The sequence below is a fragment of the Dyella japonica A8 genome (assembly GCF_000725385.1).
GTDB lineage: Bacteria > Pseudomonadota > Gammaproteobacteria > Xanthomonadales > Rhodanobacteraceae > Dyella > Dyella japonica_C.
The window spans coordinates 4,439,535-4,451,572 of record NZ_CP008884.1 but is presented as its reverse complement, the minus strand read 5'-3'; the positions used below and the strand labels follow the sequence as shown (position 1 = coordinate 4,451,572).

The following is a 12,038-nucleotide window of genomic DNA, read 5'->3' as shown; positions in this document are numbered from 1 at the left end:
GGCCGACCATGACGCATTTCGCTCCCATCCTTGCCGCTTTGCGCCGCCATCGTCTCGCCACCGCGTTGATCGCGCTGGAAATCGCGCTTGCCTGTGCGGTGTTGTGCAACGCCTGTTTCCTCATCGTGGGGCAGTTGCGGATGCTTCATGTGGAAAGCGGCGTGGACGAATCCTCGCTGGCCCTGATCAGCCTCGGCTGCGATGGATGCAAGGGCACGGACCTCAACGCACGGGTCACCACTGCGTTGCGTGCCGTGCCTGGCGTGCAGTCGGTGGCGGTGGTCAATGCCGTGCCGTTTGCGGACCACGCCGGCTACGCCGGCGTTACCCTTGACCACGAGCACTACATCGCCGTGCCGCACTTCTACTCCGGCGGCCCCGGTGCCGTGGAAGCACTGGGCCTGCAGCGTGTGGCAGGGCATGCGTTCCAGCCGGAGGATTTCCAGGTGGCTGAAAACTGGCTGCCGAAGAACACGTCTGTCTGGGTCACGCGTGCGTTCGCCGAGCGCCTCTGGCCGGGACAGGATCCGCTGGGCAAGGAGTTCTGGTCGGACACATACCACTTCCGCGTGATCGGCGTGATGGCACACCTGGCGCCGCCCGATCCGGGCGGTGGGCATGGCGACAGCGCGGGTGAGTGGTCGGTGTTCGCCCCGGTGACTCCCGGTGACTCGCTGCACGGCGTCTACGTCTTGCGCGCCAGCCCCGCCGAGCTGCCGCGTGTGTTGCGCGAGGCACGCGACGCGGCACAGAAGGCCGCGCCGGAGGCGGTGCTCAATCTCCCGCAGAGCCGCACCGTGCCGGAGCTGCGCGCGGACTATTTCCGCCAGACCCGCATCATGGTCGGCATGCTGGCTGGCGTCATCGTGGCGCTGTTGCTGGTGACGGCGCTGGGCATCGTGGGGCTGGCCAGCTTCTGGGTGCAGCAGCGTCGCAAGCAGATCGGCATCCGCCGCGCCATTGGCGCGACGCGCAGCGACATCCTGCGTTACTTCCAGGCGGAGAACTTCCTGATCGTCACTGCCGGCATCGTGGTCGGCGTGGTGCTGACGTTCGGGCTCAACCTGGTGCTGATGAAGTTCTATGAAGTGCCGCGCCTTCCCGTGTATTACCTGCCGGTGGGCGCGCTGGCGCTGTGGGGGCTGGGGCAACTGGCGGTGCTGGCGCCGGCCATGCGCGCGGCGAGCGTGCCGCCGGTGGTGGCGACGCGGTCGGTCTGACCGTGTGAGGGGACGCGGCGTGGCCGGTACGGGCCGGTCATGCCTCTGGGGACGTAACGCGCGGCGCATGTGCCGCGACGGTTACGGAAAAATCACGCAACAGGGAAGGAACGCATGCGTTACAACCTGATGTTGGCCTGGCATGGATTGAGGCGGTTTCCACGCAGCACGGTGCTGGCGGTGCTTACCGTGGCGATGGGGTTGGCGGCGACGATGACGACGCTGGCCTTGCTGCACCAGCTGACGGCGGACCCGCTGCCTGGGCGCAGCAGCCACCTGTATCTGGCCTGGGTCGACACGGTGCATGCCAAGCCCCAGCAGAACCAGTCGCTCAATGAGATCACGGTAGAGAACTATCACCGCATCAAGCTGGGTGATGCACGGGAGTTGTTGCACGACCACCGGGCCGCCTGGCAGGCGGCCATGGCCAGCGTGTTCACGGAACTGACCGGCGATGGCGAGCAGCCGCGGCACGCACGCGACTACGTGCTGGCGACCACCGGTGAGTTCATGCCCCTGCTGGGCGTGTCCTTGCGCAGCGGTCGCGGATGGACGCCGGCAGAGGACGCCGCACACACGCCCTTGGTGGTGATCGACAGCGAGATGGCGCAGCACTTGTACGGCACGACCGATGTGCTGGGGCGCGATCTCAAGCTGGGGCATGGCGTGTTCCGCATCATCGGCGTGAGTGTTCCCTTCAGGCCGCAGCCGCACTTCTACGAGCTGGCGGCATTCGGCTTTGGCGACCGGCGGCGTGACGAAGCCTTCGTGCCGCTGAGTGCGTTGCTGGACGCAGGCGTCGACCTGGCGGGCAGTGACGGTTGCGACGAAGACGCGCCCAAGCAGAAAACCCTGTTCGGTACCGACGCCATTCACTGCGCATCGCTGAGCTACTGGGTCGATCTGCCGGATCGTCGGCAGGCGGCTGATTTCCTTGCCTACCTGCAACACTACGCGGAAAACCAGACATCGCTGGCCGGTTACGGCAAACCGGCGCACGCCGAGCTGACCGGTGTCGGGACGTGGTTGAGCAAACAAAACGTGGTGCCTGACAACGTGCGTTTGAACGCGTGGCTGGCGGGATCATTCCTGCTGCTGTGCATGGCCAACGTGGCGGGCTTGCTTGCCGCGCGTTTCCTGCGGCGTGGTGCGGAGATTGGTGTGCGCCGCGCACTCGGCGCACCGCGCCGTGCCATCTTCCAGCAGCATGTGTTCGAGGCGTCGATGATCTGCCTGATCGGCGGCGCGCTGGCCTTGCCGCTGACACTGTTCGGCCTTTGGACGCTGCGCTTGCAAGACAGCGGTTTCACCGATCTGGCGCGGCTCGATCCGGCGATGTTCGCGGCGTTGTTCCTGTTGGCGCTGGTGGTCGGGGTGGTCACCGGGTGGCTGCCAGCGTGGCGCGCGTCGCGTGTCGAACCGGGCCTGCAGGTCAAGAGCGCATAAGGGAGGCGCCATGTCACTTTCGATCATGCTCAAGGTACTGCGTCGCCACGCGTTGATGCCGACGCTGGTGCTGCTGCAGGTGGCGCTGGCCTGCGCCATTCTGTGCAATGTGTTGTTTCTCGTCTGGCAGCGCGTGCAGCCCATGGTGGCGCCCAGCGGTCTGGCGGAGAACGAACTGGTGCTGGTCGACCAGATTGCCTCGCGCGTGCGGCCTTGGACGGGTGCCGAGGTGCGCGCCGGCCAGCTGGCGCTGAGCCGCACGCCCGGCATCCGGTCCGCATCGGCGGCGCTAGGCTTGCCCATGATCAGCATGATGATGATCGACTACACCTTGCAGTCGCCCCGTGGCGTCAAGGTCGGCGTGAATGGCTATTTCGGCGAAGGGCTGGTGACATCGCTGGGCCTGCAGCTGATCGCCGGGCGGGATTTCCTGCCGGCCGAGTATCGGGACTTCGGCGTCAACCAATCGTCCTCCGCGGTGCCGGGCACCGCGTCGCCCGAGCCCATCATCATCACCCAGTCGCTGGCCAGGCAGCTGTTCGGCGATCAGCCGGCAGTGGGGCAGATGCTGAAGGTGCCCGACGAACCCGACGGACATGGCTACCAGGTGATCGGCGTGGTGCGCCACCTGATGCGCAACCAGCTCTCGCTGGCAACGGACGGCCGCGCGGACAACACGTTGCTGGCGGCCAAGCGCATTGGCGACACGGCCATGGTGGGCTACGCCGTGCGCATCGATCCGGCCATGCGCGAGGTGGCCATGCGGGGCATCCGCGACACCATCAAGCGTGAATTCGGGCCGCTGATGGCCGAAGACATTCAGGCCAAGATCGACACCTACGCCGAACGCCGCCACGAAGCCCTCACCAGCGCACGCGCCGCCCTGTGGCTGTTCGCCGGCGTCACGCTCGCGGTGATCGTGGTGACGGCCATCGGCATCATGGGCCTCACCGGCTTCTGGGTGCAGCGACGCACGCGACAGATCGGCATTCAGCGGGCACTGGGCGCGCGCCGTGGGCAGGTAATGCGGTACTTCATGGTGGAAAACCTGCTGATCGCCGGCGCCGGTGTCATGGTGGGCATGGCCCTGGCGTATGTCGCCAACGGCGTGCTCATGCACTATTACGAGCTGCCGCGCCTGCCGTGGAACTACATGCCGATCGGTGGCGTGGTGGTGCTCCTGCTTGGCCAGCTGGCCGTGCTGGCGCCGGCCAGGCGGGCGGCCGAGGTGCCCCCGGTGGTGGCGACCCGGTCGATCTAGGGTGGCGGTGGTGTTTGCCAAGAGCCTGTTCAATTTCTTGCGGGAACACCCATTTCCCTCACCGTCATTCCCGCGAAAGCGGGAATCCAGTGCCTGTTCGTAGCCTATAAAGTCACTGGATCCCCGCTTTCGCGGGGATGACGAGCAAAAAGAAGCCGCTTTTCTGAGACGCCCAGAAGATCTTGAACAGGTTCTTGGAGCTTCTCTGGGTTTCGCGTAGCTGAACCACTCGCCCGTGCGGTTCGGCACGGGCAGGCCGGCGCCGGGTGTGCAGAATAGGCGAATCTCAACCCGAGGATGTACCCATGAAGATCGGACCGCGAATGTTGTTGGCGGGTGTGGTGATGTCGGCGGCGTGCCTCGCCACGGCGCAGGCCGCCACGACCACGGATGTACCTACCCGCGTGAAGGCGCTCAACGCCCTGCTCGCCGAGCAGTGGCAGCACACGCTGGAAACGCAGCCGGAGTTCGCCACGATCCTGGGCGACCTTCGCTACAACGATCGCTGGGCCGACGCCTCGCCGGCCTATGCCGAGCGCGAGTACGCCGCAGACAAGGCCTTCCTGCAGCGCTTCAAGGCCATCGACACCACCGGCTTCTCGGAAGAGGACAAGCTCAACCAGGAGCTGATGGTGCGTCGCCTCTCCGATGCGCTGAAGGCGCACGAGCTGAAGATCGACGAGATGCCGCTGGAACAGATGACCGGCGTGCACTTGCAGCTGGCCGGTTTCATCAGCTCCATCCCGTTCGACAACACCAAGGAATACGACGACTACCTCGCTCGCCTGAAGTCGGTGCCGGCGCTGTTCGACCAGGCCACCGAAACCGCGCGCCTGGGCATGAAGAACGGCATGATGCCGCCGAAGTACGTGCTGGAAAAAGTGGTCACGCAGATCGACAGCATCGGCAAGCCGGCCGGCATGGACAGCCTGTTCGCCGAGCCGCTGAAGCACTTCCCCAAGACGGTGTCCGCCGCCGACCAGAAGCGCCTGCATGACGCCATCCTCGCCGCCATCGACCAGCAGGTGCGTCCGGCCTACGCCAAGCTCGGCACGTTCGTGAAGAACGACTACGCCCCGCATGGCCGCAGCGAGCCGGGCGTATGGCAGCTGCCCAACGGCGAGGCCATCTATGCCTTCCAGGTGGAGCAGATGACCACCACCAAGGAAAGCCCCGAGCGCATCCACGAGATCGGCCTGTCCGAAGTGAAGCGCATCGAAGGCGAGATGACCGAGATCGCCAAGCAGCAGGGCTTCAAGGATCTGGCCAGCTTCCGCGAGTCGCTCAAGACCAACCCGAAGGTGCACGCCACCTCGCGCGAGGACATCCTCAACCGCTATCGCACTTACCTGGCCGGCATGCAGCCGGAACTGCCGAAGCTGTTCGGCCTGCTGCCCAAGACCAAGGTGGAAGTGATGCCGGTGGAAGCCTTCCGCGAGAAGGAAGCGGCCGGCGCCGAGTACCGCCAGGGCACGCCGGACGGATCGCGTCCGGGCCAGATCTTCGTCAACACCGGCGATTACCAGAACCGCAACGTGCTGAGCATCGAGTCGACGGCCTATCACGAAGGCATCCCGGGCCATCACATGCAGATCTCCATCGCGCAGACGCTGCAGGGCCTGCCGCCGTTCCGTCAGCAGGCGGGCTACAACGCCTACATCGAAGGCTGGGCACTGTACGCCGAGCAGTTGGGCAAGGAGCTGGGCTTCTACAAGGATCCGCTCTCGTACTACGGCCATCTCTCCGATGAGCTGCTGCGCGCCGACCGCCTCGTGCTCGACACCGGCGTGCACTACAAGCATTGGAGCCGCCAGCAGATGGTCGACTTCTTCCACGCGCATTCCAGCGAGGACGAGCCGAGCGTGCAGGCCGAGACCGACCGCTACGTCACCTGGCCGGGCCAGGCGCTGGCTTACAAGATGGGTCAGCTGAAGATCCTGGCGCTGCGTGCGCACGCCAAGAAGGAACTGGGCGACAAGTTCGACATCCGCGCCTTCCACGACGAGATCCTCAACGGTGGTGCGCTGCCGCTGGACGTGCTGGAAGCCCGCGTCGATGCCTGGATCGCTGCCGTGAAGGCGGGCAAGGCACCGGCGCATCCGGCCGCTGCTTGATCCACCGCGCGCGCCGTCCATGACGGCGCGCGCTTTTTCAGGGAGTGATGACGTGCGACGAACACTGAAGCACCTGCTGCTGGCAGCGGGCCTGCTGTTGCCGGCCAGTCATGCACTGGCGTCCGATTGGTCATCCTGGGAATCAAGTGACGCCTTGCATTGGGGCAGGGGGGGACAGTCATTAGATCTGACGACGGACAAGGCCGGTGGCGTCAGGGTGGTGCAAGAAATGCCCGTGAATCTCTGGGGCCTCGCAGAGGGTGACCTTATCCTGCAAGCAGACGGCAAGCCCGTGGCCGCCGTGGCTGACTTCCTCGTCACGTTGCGGGATCACGGCATCTCGCCCATGCCCCTGAAGGTGCGTCGCCGTGGAACGGAGCAGGCCGTGCTGCTGGCTCCCCAGGCATGCGCCGAGCTGCTCGAACCGCTACCCCCTCCCATAAGAAGCGACTGAACTGTCAATCGCGACGAATCGGCGAAATGATGGCAACCTTTTGGCGTGGAGCTGCATCCACGTCTACATGTGCAAGCGACGAATGCGAACCGTACTGATCATTGACGACAACCCGGCCGTGGGCGAGGCGCTTTCCCTTGCGCTCTCCCTGCATGAGATTCGCCCGCTGACCGCGCTGACGCCCGAACAGGGCCTGGCCATGCTCGAAACCGAGCGGGTGGACGTGGTGATCCAGGACATGAATTTCACCGCCGACACCACCTCGGGCGAGGAGGGCATCGCGCTGTTCCGCGATATCCGCCTGCGCCATACCGATCTGCCGGTGATCCTGCTCACCGCTTGGACGCATCTGGAAACCGCAGTGGAGCTGGTGAAGGCCGGCGCCGCCGACTATCTCGCCAAGCCGTGGGACGACAACAAGCTGTTGGCCACGGTGGAGAACCTGCTGGAGCTTTCGGAATCGACGCGCGAAGTCACCCGCGCCCGCAACGAGCGTCGCAAGCGCCGCGAAGACCTGCAGCGTCGCTACGACCTCAACGGCATTGTGTTCGCCTCCGAGGCGATGGCGCGCACGCTGGACCTGGCCTGCCAGGTCGCACGCTCTGACGTACCCGTGCTCATCACCGGCCCCAATGGCGCCGGCAAGGAGCGCATCGCCGCCATCGTGCACGCCAACTCGGGCGTGAAGCGCGGCCCCTTCGTCGCCGTGAACTGCGGCGCGCTGCCGGGCGAGCTGATCGAGGCCGAGTTGTTCGGTGCCGATGCGGGCGCCTACACCGGCGCCAACAAGGCGCGCGAAGGCCGTTTCGAACTGGCCGACGGCGGCACGCTGTTCCTCGACGAGATCGGCAACCTGCCGCTGTCGGGCCAGGTGAAGCTGCTGCGCGTGCTGGAAACCGGCCAATTCGAGCGGCTGGGTTCCGGACGCACGCGCAGCGTGAAGGTGCGCGTGCTGAGCGCGACCAATGCCGACCTGAAGGCGATGATCCGCGCGGGCACCTTCCGCGAGGATCTTTACTATCGCCTCAACGTGATCGAAGTGAACCTGCCACCGCTGTCCGAGCGCGTGGACGACATTCTGCCGCTGGCCGATTTCTTCCTCGACGGCCGCGCCGAACTCACCGACGCCGCGCGCGATGCCCTGCTGGCGTATGCCTGGCCAGGCAATGTGCGCGAGCTGAAGAACGCGATCGAGCGCGCGGCCTTGCTGGCGGGCGACGGGCGCATTGCGCCCGAGCAGCTCAACCTGCCGCAGGTGGCCGCCGCTGGCGCGCGCAATCTGGACGAACCCAGCCGGGAATCGGTTGAAGCCGCACTGGAAAAGGCGGGTGGCGTCGTGAGCCGCGCCGCGCAATCACTCGGCCTGTCGCGGCAGGCGTTGTATCGGCGCATGGAGCGTTACGGCCTGGCCCAGGCCTGAAACCGGCCCGTTTCTTGTAGGAGCGCACCCTGTGCGCGACTGCACGATGTCAGGCAAGTCGCGCACAGGGTGCGCTCCCACAAGGTGAGGCAGGGAGCGTTGCCCCCGCCATGAATGCCGAGGATGATGTCCGGAGGGTCGATGGAGTTCGTCATGCGCTATCGCTACCTGCTTCTGGTCATCGCCTTGCTCGGCGCCAGCGCGGCGGCGCAGGGCATCGCCCCGCCGTCATCGAGCGACCGCTGGGGCAAGCTGTCGCCTGCGCCATCGGGCACGGCGACGACCGGTTACAAGGACACGCTGAGCACGGCGGCTAGCCAGGCCCAGCGCTTTAATTTCAGCGAGGGGCCCGTGAAGGACAAGGCACCGGCGGACCAGACGCCGATCCGCGTAATCATCAACAACGGCCGCGGGCCGCACGTCAATTGCGTGCCGATGGGTCCGGGTGGCGCGTGTCACTGATGGCGGCGCTGCACAGGGGAGAGGTTTGATGCGACTGGGCTTGCGTTCGCTCGAGTCGCGCATGGTGATGCTGCTGGGCTTTGCCGGCGTATCGGGTGCGCTCATCTATGCCGGCGTGTCCCAGTGGCCGCTGCCACAGATCCTGGTGTGGATGCGGCAAGAAGGCATCGATCTGGGAACACCGGCGCATTTCGGTTTCTATGGCGGCATCCTCGTGTCGATGGCCTTCCTGCTGCCGCTTTCGCTGTGGCTGGGCCATCGCGTGATGTCGCCGGTCACCCGGCTGCTGCGCGCGCTTGAGGGCGCCGTGGCCAGCTATCGCGACGGCGACTTCAGCTTCTCCATCGCCGCGACGCGTCGCGACGAACTGGGCGAGTTGATCCGCATGCACAACGCACTGGGCCAGACGCTGCGCGAGCAGCGCCAGAACCTCACCCAGCGCGAACTGCTGCTCGATACGGTGGTGCAGAACACGCCGGTGGCATTGGTGCTCACCGATGCGAGCGGCCGCGTGACCTACGCCAACATCGCGGCGCGCCACCTGTTCAACGACGGGCGTACGCTGCACGGCCTGAACTTCGCCGAGCTGATCAGCGACAGCCCCGAGGCCTTGCGCCGCGCCGTGGAAGGCGGCGAGGACGCGCTGCTGACGGTGGAGATGGACGGCGGCGAGGAAACCTTCCACCTGTCGCAACGCAATTTCCGCCTGCAGGGGCGGCCGCATCGCCTGCAACTGTTCCGGCGCATGACGCGCGAACTGTCGCGGCAGGAAGTGGCAACGTGGAAGCGCGTGATACGCGTGATCAGCCACGAGCTCAACAATTCGCTGGCGCCGATTTCCTCACTCGCGCACTCCGGCGCCGAACTGGCGCGCCGTGGCGACACCGCGCGGTTGCCGGGCGTGTTCGCCACCATTGGCGAACGCGCACGTCATCTGCACGGCTTCATCGCCGGCTACGCCAGCTTCGCCAAGTTGCCGGCGCCGCAGCCCTCGTCCATCGACTGGAAGCCGTTCCTGGAGAACCTGTCGCTGCATTGCAAGTTCCAGTTGCGCGGTTCCCTGCCGGAGCAGCCGGGCTGGTTCGATGCGGCGCAGATCGAGCAGGTGCTGATCAACCTGGTGAAGAACGCGCACGAGTCGGGCGGCGCCGAAGACGAGGTATCGATCTCGCTGACCGTGGTCAGCCGCGACGTGCGCATTGAAGTAGCCGACCGCGGCCCCGGCATGAGTGAAACCGTGCTGGCGCAGGCCCTGCTGCCGTTCTATTCCACCAAGCGTTCGGGCACGGGCCTTGGCCTGGCCCTGGCGCGCGAGATCGCGGAAGCCCATGGTGGCCGCATCGCGCTCGCCAACCGGGAAGAGGGCGGCCTGCGGGTCAGCCTGCTGTTGCCGCTGGGGCCGCGCGCCGACCGCTAGTCCCGTCGTCCACGGGCTCGCCTATACTCGGTCCAACCTTCATGGATCGGGGATCAGGCAATGGGACAGCTGTTTGCATTGGTGGTGATCGTGGTCGCGATCATCGTGCTCGCCAAGCTGGTGCGCATCGTGCCGCAGGGCTTCGAATGGACCGTGGAGCGCTTCGGGCGCTATACACGCACACTCACGCCGGGCCTGCATTTCCTGATGCCCTTCATCTACGGCATTGGCCGCAAGATGAACATGATGGAGCAGGTGCTCGACGTGCCTTCGCAGGACGTCATCACCAAGGACAACGCCGTGGTGCGCGTCGATGGCGTGGTGTTCTACCAAGTGCTGGATGCCGCCAAGGCCGCCTATGAAGTGGCCAATCTGGAACAGGCCGCACTGGCCCTGGTGATGACCAATATCCGCACCGTGCTCGGTTCGATGGACCTGGACGAATCGCTCAGCCAGCGCGATGCCATCAATGCCAAGCTGCTCACCGTGGTGGATGAAGCCACCCATCCGTGGGGCGTCAAGGTCAACCGCATCGAGATCAAGGACATCGCGCCGCCGCGCGACCTCGTCGATTCCATGGCCCGCCAGATGAAGGCCGAGCGCGAGAAGCGCGCCAACATCCTGGAGGCCGAAGGCCTGCGCCAGGCCGCCGTGCTGAAGGCGGACGGCGAGAAGCAGTCCGCCATCCTGGCCGCCGAGGGCAAGAAGGAAGCGGCCTTCCGCGAGGCCGAGGCGCGCATCCGCCTTGCCGAGGCGGAAGCCGAAGCGACCAAGATGGTGTCCGAGGCCATCGCCAACGGCAACGTCAACGCGTTGAATTACTTCGTCGCCAACAAGTACGTCGAAGCGCTGAAGGAGATGGCGCATTCACCGAATCAGAAGACCCTGCTGCTGCCGGTGGAGGCGACCGGCATCCTCGGTTCGCTGGCCGGCATCGCCGAGCTGGCCAAGGATTCGCTGAGCCAGCAGCAGGCGACGAACACCGGCCGCCGTACGCCGCCGGCGATGAGCTGAGCGACGACGATGGAACAGATCGCGCTGCATTACCTGTGGTGGATCCTCGCGCTGGTGTTGATTGCCATCGAGGTGATCCTGCCCGGCTATTTCATGCTGTGGATAGGCATTGCCGCCGGCGTCACCGGACTGGTGGTGCTGGTTGCGCCGGGCATGTCGATGCTGGCGCAGGCGCTGGTGTTCGCGGTGCTGGCGTTCTTGTCGTGCGCGGCCTATTGGTACGTGTTGCGTCCGCGCCTGATGCGGGATGAGCCGGGAGATGCGCTACTCAACCGGCGTGGCGAGCAGAAGATCGGGCAGCGGTATGTGCTGGCCGAGGCGATTGTTCATGGGCGCGGCAAGGCGAAGGTGGGCGATAGCCTCTGGTTGGTGCGTGGACCGGATTTGCCTGTGGGGAGCACGGTTGAGGTGGTCGGGGTGGATGGGACGACGCTGGTGGTGAGGGCGGTGGAGTAGTTCCTGCTCCCTCTACGCGGCCGGGCGCGCGGGGCCAGCCTTGGGTGGCTGCGGTTTTGAGGGACGGGAGAGGGGGGGTGAGGGGGCAAGCTAGCCCCGCCGCCTCGTTCTTTAGCCGTCATCCCGGCGCACCCCGAAAAGGGGGCAAGGGCCGGAGGCGCTTTTCAACAACCGCATGGCTGGTCATCCCGTTTCTGTCGTGGTCGGCCGTCGCCTCAGGCGCTCCCGCGATCTGGCTCGCCTGCCGCGGGCTTCCGAACTGCTGCCGCAGTCCGGGTCACTTTTCTTTGCTTGCCCAAAGAAAAGTAACCCAAAGAAAGGGCCCCCCGGATGACGCGCCTTCCGGGCCTATGGCCCTCCAGGTTCGCGGTCGGGTTGCGGGGTTTGTCGACAGGGCATCCTGCCCTGACGCCAAACTGGCCGGCATCCTTGCCGGCCACCCTTCGGGCTATTCCTCCCCCCGCCCGCCGCGTCATACGGGGACCCGGGAGATCAAGAGCTAAGAGCCAAAAGCCAAAAGCCAAAAGCCAAAAGCCAAAGCGAGAGCTCGAGGCGTCAGCGGAGCACTCCAAGATGACGGATCCCTTGTGGGAGCGCACCCTGTGCGCGACTGGGGCGTCTCGTAGTCACCGCTCCGTTAGGTTGTCGCGCACAGGGTGCGCTCCCACAGAAAAGCGGGCGGTCGCCCGCGTCCTGGCCACACCGAAACGAAGCGATGTGCCGTTTTAAGTCCTCATCGCCATGGCGCGTTGCGAAACGCTTGGAGGTACCCGC

Annotated in this window: 10 protein-coding genes; all 10 read left to right on the top strand. The window is 65.8% G+C overall.

Annotated features, from left to right (window positions below; genetic code table 11):
* Positions 1-8 precede the first annotated feature (8 nt).
* The gene (locus tag HY57_RS18975; RefSeq protein ID WP_019464528.1) at positions 9-1,220 is read left to right on the top strand and encodes an ABC transporter permease; all 1,212 of its coding nucleotides are present in this window, start codon (positions 9-11) and stop codon (positions 1,218-1,220) included.
* Between the two features lie 114 nt (positions 1,221-1,334).
* The gene (locus tag HY57_RS18970; protein ID WP_019464527.1) at positions 1,335-2,666 is read left to right on the top strand and encodes an ABC transporter permease; all 1,332 of its coding nucleotides are present in this window, start codon (positions 1,335-1,337) and stop codon (positions 2,664-2,666) included.
* Positions 2,667-2,676: 10 nt separating this feature from the next.
* Complete coding sequence (locus HY57_RS18965; RefSeq protein ID WP_019464526.1) at positions 2,677-3,927, top strand: ABC transporter permease; 1,251 nt, start codon at positions 2,677-2,679, stop codon at positions 3,925-3,927.
* A gap of 305 nt (positions 3,928-4,232) precedes the next feature.
* Complete coding sequence (locus tag HY57_RS18960) at positions 4,233-6,041, top strand: DUF885 domain-containing protein (RefSeq protein WP_019464524.1); 1,809 nt, start codon at positions 4,233-4,235, stop codon at positions 6,039-6,041.
* 52 nt (positions 6,042-6,093) lie between these two features.
* On the top strand, positions 6,094-6,495 hold the full coding sequence (locus tag HY57_RS18955) for a hypothetical protein (RefSeq protein WP_019464523.1): 402 nt from the start codon (positions 6,094-6,096) through the stop codon (positions 6,493-6,495).
* A gap of 82 nt (positions 6,496-6,577) precedes the next feature.
* The gene (locus tag HY57_RS18950; protein WP_019464522.1) at positions 6,578-7,915 is read left to right on the top strand and encodes a sigma-54-dependent transcriptional regulator; all 1,338 of its coding nucleotides are present in this window, start codon (positions 6,578-6,580) and stop codon (positions 7,913-7,915) included.
* 153 nt (positions 7,916-8,068) lie between these two features.
* The gene (locus HY57_RS18945) at positions 8,069-8,377 is read left to right on the top strand and encodes a hypothetical protein (protein ID WP_144240858.1); all 309 of its coding nucleotides are present in this window, start codon (positions 8,069-8,071) and stop codon (positions 8,375-8,377) included.
* Positions 8,378-8,405: 28 nt separating this feature from the next.
* A complete protein-coding gene (locus HY57_RS18940; RefSeq protein WP_019464520.1) occupies positions 8,406-9,794 on the top strand; it encodes a sensor histidine kinase in 1,389 nt (462 codons plus the stop codon).
* Positions 9,795-9,854: 60 nt separating this feature from the next.
* Complete coding sequence (locus HY57_RS18935; protein ID WP_019464519.1) at positions 9,855-10,808, top strand: SPFH domain-containing protein; 954 nt, start codon at positions 9,855-9,857, stop codon at positions 10,806-10,808.
* Between the two features lie 9 nt (positions 10,809-10,817).
* Entirely contained in the window at positions 10,818-11,264 is a 447-nt protein-coding gene (locus HY57_RS18930) for an NfeD family protein (RefSeq protein ID WP_019464518.1), read from the top strand.
* The last annotated feature ends 774 nt before the right edge of the window (positions 11,265-12,038 follow it).